This window comes from Bifidobacterium sp. AGR2158, assembly GCF_000424225.1.
GTDB classification, from domain to species: domain Bacteria; phylum Actinomycetota; class Actinomycetes; order Actinomycetales; family Bifidobacteriaceae; genus Bifidobacterium; species Bifidobacterium anseris.
The window spans coordinates 72,893-90,896 of sequence record NZ_AUJM01000017.1 but is presented as its reverse complement, the minus strand read 5'-3'; the positions used below and the strand labels follow the sequence as shown (position 1 = coordinate 90,896).

The following is an 18,004-nucleotide window of genomic DNA, read 5'->3' as shown; positions in this document are numbered from 1 at the left end:
GCGTTGTTTTCCACGCCTTCTCCAGTGATCTGGATCGACTGCAGAACCGGGCCATCCTCCTGGACCGTCACGATGATCGAAGCGGACTTGCCACCCGCAGTCGCCGTGATACCCGCATTACCAGCCTTGAGACCACGCACGTTGCCATTCGCATCAACCGACGCGACCGCAGCGTTCGTCGACTTCCACGTCACCGTCTTATCAGTGGCATTCGCCGGAAGCACCGTCGCCGACAGCGCCAGACCGGCACCGACCTTGATCGTCGCCCTATTGCCCGACACACCAGTGCCCGAGATCGCAACCGAGGTAACCGGAACCACGACCGGGGCATCCTTCGTCACCGTCACGATCACGGTAGCCGACTTGCCACCCGCCGTCGCCGTAATCGTCGCCGTGCCGGCAGCGACCGCAGTCACCTTGCCCGACGCGTCCACCGTCGCCACCGAAGTGTTCGACGACTTCCACGACACCGCACGATCCGTCGCGTTCGCAGGAGCCACCGTCGCCGACAGCTGCTTCGAAGCACCTTCCTTAAGCTCGAAGTCACCACCCGAAATCGACACCGACGTCACCGGAACGACCGTCACACACGGAGCGACCGAACCAATCGTGCCGTTCTCGACGACGATGCTCGCGCCGCTGGCCTTGTAGTTCTTCTTGCTATTGTTGTCCCAAGTGCCCGAGCCGTTGTTGAACACGAACTCGACCTCGTCGCCTTCGGTGCCCGCGATCGTGTACTTGACGTAGCCGTCGCAGGCAGCGTCCATCTTCACGCCGGGCGCGGTCGTCCATGTGCCGGCCACACCACCCTTGTTCACACGATAGTGCAGATAGGTGGAATTCGCGCCGAACTTCGAGGCCGGATAGTAGACGGTCGTGTCATGGACAACCGGCGCCTCACCGGTAACGTTGACGGTCACGGTGTCCGACTTGCCACCGACGGAGGCGGTGATCGTCGCGGTGCCCTTGGATAGACCCTGCACGAGGCCGTTCTTGACGGCGGCGACCTTTTCGTTCGACGAGGTCCAGTTGACCGGCTTGCCGGCGGCCGCGGCCGGGGCGACGGTGGCGGTCAGCTGGGCGGTGGCGCCGGTGGCGAGATCAAGGTTGATCGTGCCGGCCGGGCTGATCGTGACCGAGTCGACGGTCACAGCGAGGCAGGAGGCCTCTTCCCAGGTACCGCTCGTGATGTTGCCGTCCCAGACGTAGGATCCGTCGATGAGCAGGCCCGCGGCGTCCACATGGTCGTCCGGGTCGGTGGTCGCCGAGTCGGCCGGGAACTTGTTGCCCGGGATTTCGCCGGCGCCACCGTTGTTGAAGATGACGCGGATCGGGTCGTCACCGGCCTGATCGATGATGTCCTCCGGAATCTCGTAGACCTGATCGGCGGTGCCGTCACAGGCGCCGGATTCGGCGGTCATCAGTTCGCCCGGCCAAGCGGCGTTCTCGATGACGGAACCGGCCGCGGCGTTGTTGTCCACATACACATAGGCGTAGATCTTGTTCCACGCCGCCGGCTTCTTCGCGTAAGCCGTGTAGGAGATGACCGCGTTCGGATCCTTCTTCGTGAAGGTCTCTTCGGCCTTGACGGCGTTGCCGTCCTGATCAGTGCCGGTCAGCGTGACGGTGATCTGGGTGTTCACGGCAGACTTGGCGCCGATCGTGATCTTCTGGCCGTCGGTGAAGGAACCGGAATCGCCTTCGGATGTGCTGTAACGCGCGTTGTTGACATTGCGAGCGTTGAGCGTCACCTGCGTCGTGTCGGTCTTGAAGGACTTCGCACCGGTAATGGAGAGCGAGGCACGCGGCGTGTTCGACGCGTTGTAGAAAACGTGGACCTTGCCGCTCTTCACGCTGCCGGACGTGATCTTCTTGCCGGAGACGGTAAGCTTGCCGCCGTAGACCTGATCGACGTATTCGCCGTCATCGAGCACCGTGTTCATGCCGGCGAGGTTCTTGTCGCCGTCCATGTTCACGATCGTCACGCCGTCGTTGTTCGGATTGCCGTCGGACTTGTAGCGCTCGATCATCAGGCAGTTGTTGCCCTGGCAGTTGCGCAGGTATTCGGCATTGCCCTCCATCGCGTTGCGGAACTTGTTGACCCACTTGACTTCGGGATGCTTCCACTCGTCATCGCCAATATCACCAAGTGACGAAACCTCAGCGAAGCGCGGATTCGAACCGCCCGAACCCTGCGGACGGTTGAAGAACAGCGGTGCGCCGCCGGCACGCGAGGCGACGATGCCCCAGCCCATACGGATCTGCCACGCGGACAGCTGGCTGGAGTATTCGTTCGTGTTGGCATAGGTGTCGTGTGATTCGACCCAAGTCACGAGCTGGTTGTCACGCACGCCATCGCCCTGCAGGCTGCTGACGCGGCCGGCGTCGAGGTTCTTGTCCTGCACAACGGCGCGCATGAGACCGCCGTACTTGGAACCGGTGTTGCCGCCGCCATTGGTGGAGTACTTGTTGAACAACGCCGGATAGGCCGGAGCATTCAGGCCAGCGTCGCCCTGCAGAACTTCGCCGTACTGGTACTGGGCGCCGTTCGGCAGGATCGTGTCATAATACGGGGAATGCGTCTGGAACTCGTCCGGAAGCTCGATATGCTTCGCCGCGTCATAGCGGAAGCCGTCGATGCCGTCCGCAACCGCACGGGTCAGGTAATCCTTCATGCGGTTGCCGACTTCCTGGTTCTCGGTGTTGAGATCCCACAGGCTCAGCAGATGGCAGTGCGTGACCTGCCAACGGTTGCCGTAGTTGATGGCGGTGCCGTTGTCACCGCAGCCGCCTTCGGAACGGGTGTGGAACAGGCTGGAGTTCTTCCAATCGGAGTTGATGCCGTTCCAGTCCGCCGTGAAGTGGTTGATGACGGCGTCGGCGATGACGCGGATGCCATGCTTATGAGCCTCGGCGGTCATGTCCTTGATTTCCTGCTCGGTGCCGATGACCTTGTTGCCGATGCCGGTGCCGGAAGGCTGGTAGACGTAGTACCAGTTCTCAGTGAACTGCATGCCATGGTTCGGGCCGACGATGTTGCTGATCGGCACGGTCTGGATCGACGTGTAGCCGGCGTCGGCGATCTCGTCCATATGCGCCTTGATCGTATTGGCCGACCACATCCACGCATGCAGAATCGCGCCGTAGTTCATTTCCTTGGACAGGCCATTGGCTTCTCGGGCGGCCTCGAACTGCGCGTTGCCGAGCGTGCGATCATAGCTCGTCGTCGGCGTGTTCGCCGCGGACGCCGCCGGAGCGGCGACCATGCCGAGCGCCATGCCGCCGGCGAGCGTCGCGAAGGCGGAAAGGCTGGCGACCGCCTTGGCCGCGAAGCCGCGTCCTCCTGAACGCTTGGTCTTCCCGAGCTGCTGCTCGGTTTCAGACAGAGGAACCATACCGCTGTCTCCTTTTCTTCTCTAGAATAAGGTGCTTTCTTTCCTTATGACCATCCGTCCGCATAGCCGGATGGCACTGCACATGTCTGCCCATCGTGAACATGCCACATGTTCCCTGAGCGAACAGACACTTCAGTCGACACAATCATTGTGCAACCGTTCGCATGTCGTCTATTATATGCAAAAACTTCCACAGCATCAACACAGAGCTTCCATATCGCAAACGCTGTCATCTGCATGCCGAACCGCATCATGCGACGCATGCGGCTGATTCGACCATCCCCCAATGACTTAACCGATTAAGTCCACCGGCGCCGGACGTCCCATCGCGACGAGACGGACACACCCCCGACACGCCGAAGGCGCCGGCGGCATGGGTCTCCCCACGCGCCGGCGCCTTCGGATCGTCGGTTGTCCGGAACGTGCGCGAACGACTAGTCGGCCTTGCACTTCGGTTCGAGATAGGTGACGCCGTCATCGGCCCAGCCCATCGGCGTCTGATCGATCGTCAGCGGCGCCGTCGCCTTCTTCGACACGCGCACATCGAAGGTGTAGGTTGCGAGCTGCCCCGGATTGACCTGCACATAGGCCTGATAGGCCTTGGCACCGTCGATCGTCGTCTCCTTGGCAGCGTCGACCTTGCCGCCGAGCTGCATCAGATTGGTGATCGAACCGCCTTCGGGCGCATAGAACAGGATCTTCTCCATCGCCTTACCGGTGTTGGCCTTGTTGTTGCCTGTGATGTACATCGGCAGCGACTTCGCCTCGTCCTCGGTCATCGTGTTGTGGATCGTGAACTCCACATGATAGAGGGCGCCATCATCACAGTTCACACGCTGAATCTTCGCCTCGCGCTTGATGTACCAGCCCATCTTCGACGGGTTCTGCTCGGTCAGGTAGATGCCGACGGACGGGTCGGTCTCGCTGTTCGGGGTCTGGCCGGTGAATCCCGCGGCGACGATGCCCTGTTCGATTTGCTCGTCGAAAGCGTACATCGTGACATGGCGGCCTTTCGCCATCGTGCCCATCATCTCGCCGGTCCGGTACAGCTTGCCGATGCTCATATCGGAGAACATCGACTCCATCGCCTTGTTCGCGACGACGCCGAACAACGCATCGGTCTCGTTCTCCGGATACTTCTGGTAGACGGTGTTCATCAGGAACTCGGCGGTGTTGTCGCCGGTGAGCACGGTGCCGTCGGGCAGCGTCACATTGCCGTTGATCGCGATGAGCTGCTGTAGGAACACCGGATCGACCATGACGACGCCGGCGAGCGGCTGCTCCTTCCCCCACGGCGTGCGGTCCCATATCGAACGCATCGCGACGGCCGAGTCGGCGGTGTTTGGGAACACGGCTAGATCTCGGATGTCGAAGGACATATGCAGTGGGCCCTCTTTGGTGAACACGCGGTCCATATCCTGCGAATGGTCGCCGATGCCGTAGGACAGGTAGTCGCCGTTCGGGCGGAAGTCGCCAATGTGCACGGTGCCGTCCGAGGTCGTCAGTTCGCCAACCGAACCGATCAAGCCGCCCGATGAGCGCATCTCGGAAGGCGTCATCGCCATGACGGCGTAAGTACGTGACTGGCCATCGCCGAGCAGCGCCGGCAGGATGCGGAAGGTGTTCGACAACGCATCGACCCGGTCGGCGAGCGCGTTGAGCTTCGTCGCACCTTCGTCATAGGCGCTGCGAATCATGCCAATGCTCGGTTCCTTGAGGGCGTCATAGGCGCGCACCTGCTGCTGGAAGGACGTGTTTGCCTTGGCGAGCGGCTCGGAAGCGGCGATGATCGGCTGCAGATTGACGCCGTCATCGCCGTTCGCGATCTGCGCCTCGCTGAGCGTCTTCATGACGTCGACGAATTGCGGCAGCGATTCGTCGACGATGCCGTCGACAGTGCTCGTCATGCCTTGGACAGTGGCGATATCGTCGCCGACAAACGGCATCTTCGCGGCGAAATTCCACAGGCCGCCGTGCGCGATGTCCTTCGCCTGCTTCGTCTCCTGCGCGATCTGCGGCAACGTGTCGCCAGCAGTTGCAAGCTTGTCGGCATCCGCCGACGCGAGCTGCGAAAGCATTGAAATCGCTTTCGACTCATGCGCTTGCACCTGCTTCGCCTGGCGGAACAGCTGCAGCCCGACGACGCCGCAGGCGACGAGGGCGAGCACAAGAACCGTCAGCACACCGACGACCCACGGCCAGATCCTCCGGCGGTGATGATGGTGATGATGGTGATGGCTGTGTGGTTGCGCGTGCATATGCGACATGGCGCTCCTTAGGCACAATGATTAGACACAATGAAAAGCGCGGATTCCTTGAAAATCAGGAATCCGCGAAACGAATCGGAATCGGTCACTTGAGCGAGAAACGACGCTTCTTGCGGTGGTCGGTGCTGCGGCTCGAATAGTAGTAGTAATAATTCGTGTGTTCGAGCGACTTCTTCGAATCGCGCGCGCAGTTGAAGATGACGCCGGTCGTCGACAGGTCGAGCGTCGTAAGTTCCTCCGAAATGTCGCGCAGATCGCGCTTGAGCGTCTGGTCACGACGGCAGACCATGATCAACGAACCGCCACGACGCACGAAGATGACGGCGTCGTTCGCGACGACCATCGGCGCTGTATCGATGAGCACGTAGTCGTACTGTTCCATCGCGTTGTTGAGCAGCTCCTCCATAATCGGCGAGTTGAGTAACGTAGACGCGTTCGGCGGCTTCGGGCCGGCCGGCATGACATGCAGATTCGGCTTCCAGTAGCGCTGCACGACGTCCTTGACCGAAGCCTGGCCGGACAACACATGGGTCAGACCCGCCGAACCGTCAAGGTCGAGTTTCTTCGCGACCGACGGATGACGCAGATCGGCGTCGATGAGCAGGACCTTCGCGCCATTCTCGGCGAGCGCGGCGGCGACGTTGACCGACATCGTCGTCTTGCCTTCGCTCGCACCGGTCGACGTGACGACGATGAGACGGCAGTTCGTGCCATCCACCGGGGCCATGAAAGTCAGGTTAGTGCGCACACGGCGGAAGTCCTCGGCGACCGGGCTGCCCGGTTCGCTGACGACGGCCGGCTTCGTGCCTTTGAGCAGTTCCTCCTCGGGGATGCGGCCGATGACCGGCGCATCGAGGTATTCGCCGACCTCATCATCATCCTGCACGCGCTTGGACAGCACGTCCTTGAGCAATGCGGCGAAAACGCCTAGGATCAGGCCGCCGACGATGCCGATGAGGATGTTGAGCTTCCATTTCGGCGAGCTCGGAGCGGTCGGGGCCGTGGCCGGCTGCACGATCGAGAGCTTGACCGACGAATGCGAACCTGACGCGTACAGCGTGTTCTCAACGACGGAGCTGAGTGATTTCGCGACGGCGTTCGAGATGTCAGCGGCACGTGCGGGGTCGCTGTCGGTCACCGTGATGTTGACGAATGCGGTGTTTGCCGGATTGGTGACGCTGATCTCGCCTTTGAGCTGACCGACAGACATCTGCAGTCCAAGGTCCTCGATGACCGGCTGCAGCACCGACTGCGTCGTCGTCAACGCCGGATACGACTTAATCTGGCTCATGATGTACGAGCTGCCGCTGTTCTGGTCGGACGAGTTCGCGGTGCCGTCCGAGGAATCGTTGTAGGTCGCGAACAGCTGGGACGTCGTCGAATACTTCACCGGAGACATCGCGGTCAGTCCAATCGCGGCGCCGAGCACGACGGTGAAGGTGACAAAGATCGTGATGACATGCTTGCGCATGATGCCGAACAGGCCGGACAGCGTCATGCCGTCGCTTTCCGGTTTCGCGCCGGCGGCACCGGGGGCCTGCTGCTCGATAGTGTTTTCAGCCATCTAGGTTTGTTCCCATCTGAGAGGTGAGACCGTACCGTACCGGGTGCCCTTCACAGCACGGAACGCGGTTGGCGGCCTGTCTCGTAAATCAGCTTCTTTATCGTATCTTTTACGCTCGACGCAGTTACAGGCGCGCCACTTGCACGCCGAGCGTGTCAACGCCGAGATGCAGCACGCGCCAATGACCAGAGGCGAGCTCGTCGGCGGCCACGGCGGCGATTCCGCCGGCGGCATCGCCAGAATGGAGCACGAGCACGCAGGGGCCTGCGCCGGAGACCATCGCCGCATAGCCGTTGCGGCGCAGCTTCGCGATAAGATTGGCGGAAGGCTGCATCAACGGACCGCGGTACCGCTGGTGCAGCTTGTCCTCGGTCGCCTCCATCAGCAGCGCGTTGACGTCATGCGCGCCGGTGAGCGCGCCCGGGTTCATCGCGCCGATGAGCAGCGCCGCACGGGACACGTTGAAGACGGCGTCCTCAAACGGCACGAGCGGCGGCAGTGCTTCGCGCGCTTTGCTCGTCGACAGTTCGAAATCGGGAATGAACACCGACGTCGTGATCGACGGGTCCACGATGTAGTTGACGGTGCGGTAGCCGGATTTGACGACGACGCCGTTCTCAAGCGTCTTATGCAGCCCCTCGTCGGTCCACGACACGGTCATGCCGCCATAGACGGCCGGCGCCACGTTATCCGGGTGGCCTTCGAGCTCGGCGGCGAACGCGAAGATCTCGTCACGGTCGAGCTCGCCGTCATGGCTGAACGCATAAGCGGCGCTGATGCCGGCGACGATCGCCTCGGCAGACGAACCCATGCCGCGCGCCTGCGGGATGTTGTTGTGCGCCTCGAGGATGAAGCCGGTCTTGCTCAGGCCGAAACGCGAGCATGCACGGCGGAACGTGGAGACGACGAGATGGGATTCGTCGCGCGGCAGCGTATCCTCGCCCTCGCCGTCGATGAGCACCTGAGCCGCCATGTTGAGCGGATCGGAACTCAGCGTGAATTCCAGTTCGTCGTGATAATCCAGCGCGAGCCCCACGGTGTCAAAACCGGAGCCGAGATTCGCGCTCGTCGCGGGCACACGGACGTGCACCTTACGCGTTACCGGATCCATCGGATATGTCCTGCCTTACTTCGTCTCTCCCTGTCCGTCGCCACGGGCGGCCACGGGCTACCGCCCCAGCCAACGGCGCGGACGGCGAATCATCGTTCATGATACACAGAAGGCTGGTCCCCTCCGATGACGGGACCAGCCTTGCAGCGTCAGCGACGGCCTACTGATCAGTCAAGCACGCGGATGATCGACGGATCGCCGGTTACGCAGTCAAGCTCGCACACCTCGGCGACGGTCGCGCGCAGCGTCGTCTCGTCGGTCATATGCGTGACGAGACGCAGCTGCTGGATCTCGCCGTCGTATCCCGGATCCTTGAGCGTCGGCTTGAGGTCCTGATTGACGCCGTTGATCGAAACGCCGTTCTTCGCGAAGATCGTCGAAATCTGCGCGAGCACGCCCGGATTGTCATGGATGAGGAAACGCACGGCGAAGGCGGCCTTCGACGTGCTCAGCGGCGCGATCGGATAATCGTTGTACATGCGGATCGCCGGACCGGTGCAACCGGAGGCGATATGGCGTGCGACGGTCACGATGTCGCCGACGACGGCGGACGCGGTCGGCGCGCCGCCGGCGCCACGGCCGTAGAACATCAGATCGTCGGCGTATTCGGCGCGCACGAAGACGGCGTTGAAGGAGCCGCGCACCGAGGCGAGCGGATGCTCGTTGCGGATGAGCGCCGGGTAGACGCGCGCGGAGACGCCATGCTCGTCCTTGCCGACGACGGCGAGCAGCTTGACGACCTTGCCTTCGGCGGTCGCGGCGGCGATGTCATCGGCCGTGATATGGGTGATGCCCTCGACGGTCACGTCGTCGATGCCGACTTCCGTGTGGAAGCCGAGCGTCGCCATGATCGCGGCCTTGTTCGCCGCGTCATAGCCTTCGATGTCACCGGTCGGATCGGCTTCGGCATAGCCCTTTGCCTGCGCGTCCTTGAGCGCCACGTCGAAGTCGAGGCCCTTCGTCGTCATCTCATCGAGGATGTAGTTCGTCGTGCCGTTGACGATGCCGAGCATATCCTTGACCTGATCGCCGACAAGCGACTCGCGCAGCGGACGCACAATCGGAATCGCGCCGCCGACGGCCGCCTCGAAGTAGATGTCGACGTCGTTGTCCTCGGCTGCCTTGTACAGTTCCGGACCGTACTTCGCAAGCAGCGCCTTGTTCGCAGTGACGACGGACGCGCCGTTCTTCATCGCCTCAAGCACGAAGGTGCGCGCGACGCCGGTGCCGCCGATGAGCTCGACGACGATGTCCGCGTTCTTCACGACGCTCATCGTGTCGCTCGTCAGCAGCGACTTGTCAATCCACGGGAAATCGACCTCATCCGGGTCAAGGCAGGCGATGCCGGACAGCTCGATCGGACGGCCGATGCGCTGCGCGAGCTCATCCTTCTGTTCGACGAGCAGGCGCGCGGTCTGCGAGCCCACCGTTCCTGCGCCAAGCAGGCCGACTCGAATCGGTGCGTTCTGTTCTGCCACTGTCCGTTCCTTTCTTCGCGGCGGTCACTACCCGCCATATTGTACGGGCAAGCCGTGAGCGCGGCGCCCACGCTTCCGTTGTATGAAATGTATGCAATCGTTCGGGAATCACTCGCTCACATCGTAGGAGAGCAGATCGTCGACGCTCTCGCGACGCATCATCAGATGCGCGCCATGCGCGTCGACGCCGATGACGGCCGGGAAGAGCGCCATGTTGTAGTTGCTCGCCATCGCACGGCCGTAAGCTCCGGTCACCGGCACGGCGAGCAGGTCGCCGCGATGCACGTCCGCCGGCAGCATGACCTCGTCGACGACGATGTCGCCGGATTCACAATGGATGCCGACGACGCGCGACAGCCGCGCGGGCGCCTGCGAAACGCGATTCGCGAGGACCGCTGTGTACTGCGCGCCGTAGAGCGCCGGACGGATATTGTCGCTCATGCCGCCGTCGACGGCCACATAGCTGCGTTTGTCAATCGGCTCGCCGGCATGATTGGTGAAACCCTCGCCCAGATGCACAGTCTTGATCGCACCGACCGTGTACAGCGTGACACCTGCCGGGGCGACGATCCAGCGGCCGGGTTCGAAAGAGATGACCGGCGCGGGCATGCCGAGCAGACGGTTCGTCTTCGCGACAGCGTCGGCGAGGCGCGTCAGCTCACGGTCCACGTCCATGCGGTCCTCGTCATCGGTGTAGGCGACCGAATAGCCGCCGCCGAGATCGACCTCGGGCAGCGTGTAGCCGTTCGTCGCATAGAAGGTCTTACGCAGCAGCATCATGCGGCGGCCAGCCTGAATGAAGGCCTCGGCATCATGGATGTTCGAGCCGATATGCGAATGGATGCCGACGAGTTCGAGATTCGCGTACGTCGCGATGTCGCGCAGCACGGCGATCGCCGGACCGTTCGCGACGAGCTCCATCGCCGCGGCGAGACGACGGTCGCCTTCGGTCACGTCGGCCGCGTTGAGATCGTACGGATAGCGCACATCGTAACGCAGCTCGCGCTGCGCCTGCGCCTTCGTCTCCCCCGACTCCTCGAGCTCGTTCTCCTTCATCAGCGCGTTCGCGGCGGCCGGCGTGACGTCCTCAAGCGCGTCGATGTCGTCGACGATTGTCGTGTCCGCGCCGGCGGGCAGCAGCGCGACGCCGAACTTCTGGTCCTCATGCGCCGTCGAAACGAACTCATGGCCGCCGGCGTGGATGCCGGAGGTCACGCGCAACATGACGCGCGCGCGTTTGCCGAGACGTTCGGCGATCGCGGCGATGCGCGCCGGCTCGTCGGGCGAATCGACGACGATCTTCACAAAGCCCTCGGTGATCGCCAGCTCGATCTCTTCGTCGCTCTTGTTGTTGCCGTGCAGCACAAGGCGGCGCCCCGGCACGCCGGCCGCGAGCGCGATCCTCATCTCGCCGAGCGTGCATGTGTCCACGTACATGCCCTCCTCGGTGACGATGCGCGCCATCTCCTTGCTCAGAAACGCCTTCGCCGCATAGCTGACATGCGTCGTGCTGTTGGGGAACGCGGTCGCTGCCGCCTTGACGAAGTGGCGGGCGCGGGCGCGCACCTCGTCGAGGTCGTAGATGTAGAGCGGCGTGCCGTATTCGTCGGCAAGCGCGCTCGCCGTGATGCCGTGGAAGGTCAGTTCGCCTGCGGCGTCGCGCGCCGTGTCCTGCGGCCAAATCGGGCTGATGGCCATGTCGGTCGGGTCCTTTCGTCGGGTGCATGTCATCGTCGGGTGCATGCGGTCAGCGCATGTCATCGGGTGCATACGGTCGTCGTGATCGTCGGTGCGGTATGCAGCGCGCCGGCGCCACCGTGTGGTGGTCGCCGGCGCGGACAGGGTCACATCTTGTCCGGTGCGGAGACGCCGAGCAGGTCGAGCCCGCTGGCGATGACGGTCTGCACGGCGTCGTTGAGCCGCAGTCGTGCCGCGGCGCGCGCGGGTTCCGGGCATTTCGCGATGCGCGTCGCCTCGCGGGTCGCCTCGTCGGCGCGTTCCTCAGCTTCGGTGAGCGCCATCGGCACGACGCGTTCGACGTTGTACCACTTGTGGTAGGCGGCCGCGAGGTCTTCGAGGTAGTGCGCGATGCGGTGCGGTGCGCGCAGGTCGCCGGCCTGGGCGAGCACGGACGGCCACTGGGCGAGCATCGCGATGACCTCGCCGTCGGCCTCGGTGTCGAGCAGCGCCATGTCGGCGCCGTCGCGCGTGATGTTCGCAGCGGCCGCGTTGCGGTCGACATTGCAGGAGCGCGCGTGCGCGTACTGCACGTAGTACACCGGGTTCTCGTTCGAATGCGACGCGAGCAGGTTGAGGTCGATGTCGACCGGCGAGTTGTAGTCGGTGCGGGCGAGCGAATAGCGGGAGGCATCCACGCCGATCGCGTCGATGAGGTCGTCGATCGTCACGACGTTGCCGGCGCGCTTGCTCATGCGCACGGCCTTGCCGTCCTTCATGACGTTGACGAGCTGGCCGATGAGGATCTGCATGTTCTCCCCCGGCTTGTCGCCGAAGGCCGCGCACATCGCCATCATGCGGCCGATGTAGCCGTGGTGGTCGGCGCCGAGCATGTAGATCGCGACGTCGGCCGGATGGTCCTTGCGATGGCGCTTATTGCGGTAGTAGGCGATATCGGCGGCGAAGTACGCGTAGTTGCCGTCGGACTTGATGATGACGCGGTCCTTGTCGTCGCCGTGCTTCGTGGACGCGAACCAGGTGGCGCCGTCCTTTTCGTAGATGTCGCCGCGTGCGCGCAGGTCGTCGATCGCCTTCTCGACCTCGCCGTCCTCGTAGAGGCTGTTCTCGTGGAACCAGACATCGAAGTGGACGCGGAACTCCTTCATCGACTGCTGGATCTCGTCGAACATCATCGGCACGGCGCGCTTGCGGAACTCCTCGCGCTGCTCGGAGTCGCCCTCGCCGAGCGGTTCGCCCTTCTCGTCGACGCCGCCGTCGACGCGCGGCAGGTTGAGGATGTCGACGCCTTCGGCGTTCGCCTCGGCGATGACACGACGCGCGATCTCGTCAATGTAGGCGCCCTTGTAGCCGTCGATTGGCGTCAGCTCGTCATGGGCGGCCGCGACGAGCGACTTGGCGAAGCGGTTGATCTGCTCGCCATGGTCGTTGAAGTAGTATTCACGAACGACGTCGGCGCCATTCGCCTCGAGGATGCGGGCCATCGAATCGCCGACGGCCGCCCAGCGCGTGCCGCCGATGTGGATCGGGCCGGTCGGGTTCGCCGAAACGAATTCGAGGTTGAGCGTGCGGCCGCTCAGATGCTTGTTGCGGCCGAAATCGGCGCCGTCGGCGAGCGCCTGATCGACGATCTGCGCGGCCGAGGCGGAATCGAGCGTGATGTTGATGAAGCCGGGGCCGGCGACCTCGACGGTGTCGACGCCATCGGCCTCGTTGAGGCGCGCGGCGAAGAGTTCAGCCAGATCGCGGGGCTTCATGCCGGCCTTCTTCGCGAGCTGCATCGCCGCGTTCGAGGCCCAGTCGCCGTGCGCGCGGTCCTTGGGTCGCATGACCGCGAATTTGGATTCGTCGGGGAGCAGATCGGCGGTCAGGTCGCCCGCCTGACCGTCGTCGACGAGCTGCCGGGCGATGTTGTAGATAAGTTCACTTAACGCTTCAGGACTCATTCCACCAAGTCTACCGGCCAAGCAGACAGAGGCGAAGAACACAAAACAAATCCCATCAAAATCAAGGTCATTCTACAATCTTTAATAGATAAAATATCATAATTGATACATTTGTCTGTTTTCCACGTATGATGGACGGCGTTACACCAGCAGCACACAGCAGCCCTTACAGGAAAGGGACATCATGCCACAGGCCCGCAGCCACGCATGCCCGCATCACCCAACACGCAACTCCTCCATCGAGCTGCTACGCATTATCGCGATGCTGCTGATTGTGGCACATCACAGCATCGTGCACAATGCTTTCTCCGTCACGGCAATGCCGCCTTCCATATCGGCGTTCCTTTTCCTGATACTCCAGTCAGAAACAACCGGATCAATCGGAGTCATCGTCTTCTTCGGAATCAGCGCATGGTTCCTCAGCGCCAACAAAACGCCTTCCGTGCGTTCATCACTGAAACGCATATGGCTTACGGAACGCGAGATGCTTTTTTACGCATGGGGAATTCTCCTCCTTCGCGTTCTATCGAACCACACAATGCCCACCGCATCACTTATCGCCCATTCTCTGCTGCCGGGCATCACGGGTATGTGGTGGTACATGACTGCCTATATCGTCTTTCTCGCCTTCTACCCTTCCCTCACCGTTGGCCTGCGACATATAGGACCACGCCTCCATGGCGTATTATGTATCATCACAATAGCAATACTAGGAATATCAGGGCTATCTCCTATTAATCTATTGCAGATTCAGGCTCATAATTTTATGTTTTTCATACTCCTATATATTATTATCTCATACTACCGATGGTATCTCCCTATTTTAAATATGCATATCACCAAACTTGTTCTTATCGTTGGACTGACAGTATTCTTCATTCCAATAATTACTTTACAAATACTGGGAATCACATTGCATATTGAAGCATTGCGCCTTCATTCTGCAGTATTCGCTGGAAGCGGTAAAGCATCTGCATTATTGATTGGATTCGCTTTATTTAATATAGGAATACAAAAAAAGTTCTTCAGTCGTATTGTGAATACAATCGCATCAACGACATTAGGAGTCTATCTCATTCACGAAGACCCATTCGTAAGGTCACCACTATGGCAGTATTGGTTGAACTTTGCGCCCCTAACCCGTCAATCCGCTTGGGTAGCAATAATCACAGCCTTCGGAAGTATTTTCGCCACATTCATAGCATGTGTATTTATTGATCTTATGAGACAGCGACTCTTCGCTTTCACTATCAACCGCCATAAAGGCGCTTGGTTCGACAAACTATGGGATGCCATTAAGCAGACCCCCATATGTCAGCGACTTATCATTCGACTCGACACGATGGATAGGAAATCACACATCACTTCAGACAAAGCAACATCGGCTATCTGAGGATATTTTCCTCGATGATGGTCGTATCGGAAGACTCCATCTCCAACGTGAGCTGACAATTCACGTCCTGGCACATTTTGCCGTGTTCCTATCAGCATAGTTGCATCACATATCTGGAAGATGGATACCTAACAGCGTCGTCAGCGAGCGCGGCGCAAGCAGCACGGACACGCCCTGGACGCGCAGAGGCGTCGGTTCAGCGCGTTCGTTCGTGACGACGGCGGCGAGCGAGCCGTCGGCCGTGCGGAACGTGGCCGCATGCAGGCCGTCGGCATGTTCCAGCCGGTGTTCAAGCACGACCGAGCCAGGTTGCACGAAGCGCGAACAGTGCGCAAGCACGTAATAGTCGGCGTTGCGCGTGATGGTGCGTGTCCGCGCGTCAATCGTCAGCAGCCCGCGGTTGCTCGAATGCCGGTGGTCGTGACGCAGATAGTAGTAGTCGGGGCCTCCGCGCCCGTCGAGCGCGATGTTCCACAACACGACCGACTGCGCCCAGTTGTTCAGCATTGCGATGACGCGCGCCGACATGTGCACGAGCGCGTCGTCCCAGTTGTGCGGCCCCCAGTCGCCTCCCGAGGCCTCGGTCACCCAGATGCCTTTGTCCGGCCAGATGCGGTGGATGTCGCTCATCGTGCGGGATGCACCGCCGTAGTAGTGCCATGCCGAGCCGGCAACGGCCCGCAGTGCGCGAGGCCACGCGTACAGTTCGCGTACGAACCGGCCGTCGGGATAATGGTCGGTCGAATAGTTGTGGTCCCAGCACAGGACGCGCACGTCCCCAAGCCCGTGCGCGCGCAGGCACGGCGCGAGGAAATCGGCGATGAAACGCGCCTGCTGCGCCGGCGTCATCGCCATCGATGGCCAGCGCGATTGCGGATAGTCGGGTTCGTTCGTCGGCGTGACGCCGAAGACGTGCAGACCGGCATCACGGTAATGCGTGATGAAACGCGCGAGGTATTCGGCATAGGCGGCGTACATGCGCGGGCGCAGATAGCCGGTCATCTGCGTGAGCGGACATTTGCCGAGGATGCAGCGGTTCGTCTTCATCCACGCCGGCGCGCTCCACGGCGAGACGATGATATTGAGCGGATCGGCCGCGGGGTCTGCGGGATCTGCGAGACGGCTATGCGCACGAATCGATTGCGCTTGTGTGAGCAGCGGGATGATCATGCGCGATTCGGGCGAAAAATCAAGGGATTCGAGCCGCGGATCGGCGCGGCGACGCGTGAAACGGTACGGGCGGGTCACATGGTCGGATGGCCCGATCGGCTGACGCAGCATCGAGATGCCGATGCCATCGTGCACGCTGAACAGCTCGGTCATCACGGCGCGGCGCGTGGCGGCCGGCAGTCGGGAGATCAGAGCGGCCGAGGCCTGCGTCAGCGACGCGCCGAAGCCGTCGATGCGCTGACGCGGATGGGCGGTGTCGATCGTCAGCGACGGGTTGGTCGTCGGCAAGGAGCCATCACCCGCGTCGGGTAACAGGAATTCGGACGGCGGGACCGCGTGCAATGCGGCGGCGAGCGCCGTATCGTCGCCGTTGGCGTAGCTGGTGAACATCCGCATGAGCACACTGTATCGCGCAATCGGCTCGCGAAAAATACAGTGCGCTCAGCGGGTATCGCTTAGACAGCGGCCGGTTCGCTCAAGCGGCGTCCGGGCAGGCGGCGATGACGTCGATCTCGACGAGCGCACCCTTCGGGATCATGTTGTTGCCGAACGCGACGCGCGCCGGCTTGACGGTTCCGGTGAAGGTCTTCGCGTAGACGGCGTCGACAGCGGCGAAATCCTCAACGTTGCGCAGATAGATCGTCGCGCGGCAGACGTGTTCGACGCCGCAGCCGGCTGCGGCGAGGATGTTCGTGATGTTCTTGAGCGCGCGGGCGGCCTGGTCGGCAGCCTCGACGCCGTCGAGTTCGCCGGTCGCTGGGTCGATGCCGAGCTGACCGGAGACGAAGATGAATCCGTTCGCCTGCACGGCCTGGCTGTATGCGCCGAGCGCGGCCGGAGCCTCCGTCGTCGCGATCGCCTTGAGATTTTCGTACATATGTGGTCCTTTCATCGATGGATTCCTGCGCGTCGGTCGCGCGTGCGGGAACGACTACTGATTATTCGGCATCATAACGGCGTCGACGACGCATCCGACCCCCAACGGTCACGTTGTGGGCAGCCATGCCCCATGTGCCGTCGACTTTGTGAACATGACCGTCGCAGTTGTCACACCAATGGTTCGCCACCCCACCCGATTGCGAACATCCCGACTATGCTGCGCACCCACGATGCTCGCAGGGGACATAAGGCGACGAAAGCCCCACCCTGTGGATGACAGGACGGGGCATCGGTGGGCTTAATGGGGTTCGAACCCACGACCTTTCGCTCCGGAGGCGAACGCTCTATCCACTGAGCTACAAGCCCGTTTGCACTTCCCCTACTGTACACGAAAGCCTGACGTAGCGAAACCCGCGCACTACACTGGGACTATGGATATGACGATGGATGGCATGCCGCTGCTCGACGAGTATCAGTACGAGCGCCGCTTCTTCTGCACGAGCATGCCTGCGGAGCTCGACGACGGCGACGCGCCCGCGCTCATCATCCAAAGCCATTTTGTGCATGCCGACGGTTACGCGCTGCGTGTGCGCCTGACGACGCGAGCGCTGCGCATCGCGATGAGCGCCGACCTCGACGCGCGCGACGTGCTCCGCGAGCATCGCGACGCGTTCCGCACGGCCACGCTCGTCGTCAAGGGTCCGTCGGTGGGTGGCACGCGCTACGAGGCATCGCGCGACATCGACGCGCAGATCGCCGCCTCGCTCGTCCTGCGCGGCGGCGACGTCGTCATCAAGAACCGCTATACCGCGTGGATCGGCGCCGACGGCTGGAACATCGACGTCTTCGGCGGCCTGAACGCCCCGCTCGTCATCGCCGCCGCGCAGCGCAGCACACCGGTGACGAACCTGATCATCCCGCGCTTGTGCGTCACCGAAATCACCGATGAAGCGCGCTTCAGCAACGACGAACTGTCGCGGCGTCCGTTCTCGCAGTGGGCCGACGATTTCGCACGCGAACTCGAACGCGAAGGGCCGTCATTCCAACAGTCCTTCGGCAGAAACACGATGGAATGACAGCCCGCACGGTCGGCGCTGCAGCGTCGA

The 18,004-nt window shown here is 62.0% G+C and carries 11 protein-coding genes and 1 tRNA gene; 2 read left to right on the top strand and 10 right to left on the bottom strand.

Annotated features, from left to right (window positions below):
* The 7 genes from G606_RS10750 to argS form a co-directional block, all read right to left on the bottom strand.
* On the bottom strand, positions 1–3,395 hold a 3,395-nt coding region (locus G606_RS10750; protein ID WP_155802836.1), incomplete at its 3' end, for an Ig-like domain-containing protein.
* A 434-nt stretch (positions 3,396–3,829) separates the two neighbouring features.
* Positions 3,830–5,662 (bottom strand): DUF4012 domain-containing protein, encoded by a 1,833-nt coding sequence (locus G606_RS0107625; RefSeq protein ID WP_231371457.1) that lies wholly within the window; start codon positions 5,660–5,662, stop codon positions 3,830–3,832.
* A gap of 85 nt (positions 5,663–5,747) precedes the next feature.
* Positions 5,748–7,226 carry a polysaccharide biosynthesis tyrosine autokinase gene (locus G606_RS0107620; RefSeq protein WP_026645463.1) on the bottom strand — a complete coding sequence of 493 codons (1,479 nt, stop codon included), beginning with the start codon at positions 7,224–7,226 and terminating at the stop codon, positions 5,748–5,750.
* 124 nt (positions 7,227–7,350) lie between these two features.
* Positions 7,351–8,337 (bottom strand): homoserine kinase, encoded by a 987-nt coding sequence (gene thrB, locus G606_RS0107615; RefSeq protein ID WP_026645462.1) that lies wholly within the window; start codon positions 8,335–8,337, stop codon positions 7,351–7,353.
* A 167-nt stretch (positions 8,338–8,504) separates the two neighbouring features.
* Positions 8,505–9,815: a homoserine dehydrogenase gene (locus G606_RS0107610; protein WP_026645461.1), complete on the bottom strand. Its 1,311-nt coding sequence runs from the start codon at positions 9,813–9,815 to the stop codon at positions 8,505–8,507.
* Between the two features lie 108 nt (positions 9,816–9,923).
* Positions 9,924–11,513, bottom strand: a complete 1,590-nt coding sequence (locus G606_RS0107605) for a diaminopimelate decarboxylase family protein (RefSeq protein ID WP_026645460.1) — start codon at positions 11,511–11,513, stop codon at positions 9,924–9,926.
* A gap of 146 nt (positions 11,514–11,659) precedes the next feature.
* Positions 11,660–13,456 (bottom strand): arginine--tRNA ligase, encoded by a 1,797-nt coding sequence (gene argS, locus G606_RS0107600; protein ID WP_026645459.1) that lies wholly within the window; start codon positions 13,454–13,456, stop codon positions 11,660–11,662.
* Between the two features lie 184 nt (positions 13,457–13,640).
* Between argS and G606_RS10980 the strand changes: the two genes are divergently transcribed.
* A complete protein-coding gene (locus tag G606_RS10980) occupies positions 13,641–14,849 on the top strand; it encodes an acyltransferase family protein (RefSeq protein WP_081664119.1) in 1,209 nt (402 codons plus the stop codon).
* 105 nt (positions 14,850–14,954) lie between these two features.
* On the opposite strand, the gene G606_RS0107585 is transcribed toward G606_RS10980, so the two are convergent.
* The 3 genes from G606_RS0107585 to G606_RS0107575 form a co-directional block, all read right to left on the bottom strand.
* Complete coding sequence (locus G606_RS0107585; protein ID WP_034523983.1) at positions 14,955–16,415, bottom strand: glycoside hydrolase family 30 protein; 1,461 nt, start codon at positions 16,413–16,415, stop codon at positions 14,955–14,957.
* 79 nt (positions 16,416–16,494) lie between these two features.
* Positions 16,495–16,896, bottom strand: a complete 402-nt coding sequence (locus G606_RS0107580) for a Rid family detoxifying hydrolase (RefSeq protein WP_026645457.1) — start codon at positions 16,894–16,896, stop codon at positions 16,495–16,497.
* Between the two features lie 295 nt (positions 16,897–17,191).
* Positions 17,192–17,264: transfer RNA gene (locus G606_RS0107575), tRNA-Arg, on the bottom strand.
* 65 nt (positions 17,265–17,329) lie between these two features.
* On the opposite strand from G606_RS0107575, the gene G606_RS0107570 reads away from it, so the two are divergent.
* On the top strand, positions 17,330–17,974 hold the full coding sequence (locus tag G606_RS0107570; RefSeq protein WP_026645456.1) for a hypothetical protein: 645 nt from the start codon (positions 17,330–17,332) through the stop codon (positions 17,972–17,974).
* Positions 17,975–18,004: the final 30 nt, after the last annotated feature.

Excerpts from the sequence above, each read along its gene's own strand:
- G606_RS0107625 (WP_231371457.1), bottom strand. The coding sequence starts at position 5,662 with ATGTCGCATATGCACGCGCAACCACACAGCCATCACCATCATCACCAT.
- G606_RS0107620 (WP_026645463.1), bottom strand. The coding sequence starts at position 7,226 with ATGGCTGAAAACACTATCGAGCAGCAGGCCCCCGGTGCCGCCGGCGCG.
- thrB (WP_026645462.1), bottom strand. The coding sequence starts at position 8,337 with ATGGATCCGGTAACGCGTAAGGTGCACGTCCGTGTGCCCGCGACGAGC.
- G606_RS0107605 (WP_026645460.1), bottom strand. The coding sequence starts at position 11,513 with ATGGCCATCAGCCCGATTTGGCCGCAGGACACGGCGCGCGACGCCGCA.
- argS (WP_026645459.1), bottom strand. The coding sequence starts at position 13,456 with ATGAGTCCTGAAGCGTTAAGTGAACTTATCTACAACATCGCCCGGCAG.
- G606_RS10980 (WP_081664119.1), top strand. The coding sequence starts at position 13,641 with ATGCCACAGGCCCGCAGCCACGCATGCCCGCATCACCCAACACGCAAC.
- G606_RS0107585 (WP_034523983.1), bottom strand. The coding sequence starts at position 16,415 with ATGCGGATGTTCACCAGCTACGCCAACGGCGACGATACGGCGCTCGCC.
- G606_RS0107580 (WP_026645457.1), bottom strand. The coding sequence starts at position 16,896 with ATGTACGAAAATCTCAAGGCGATCGCGACGACGGAGGCTCCGGCCGCG.
- G606_RS0107570 (WP_026645456.1), top strand. The coding sequence starts at position 17,330 with ATGGATATGACGATGGATGGCATGCCGCTGCTCGACGAGTATCAGTAC.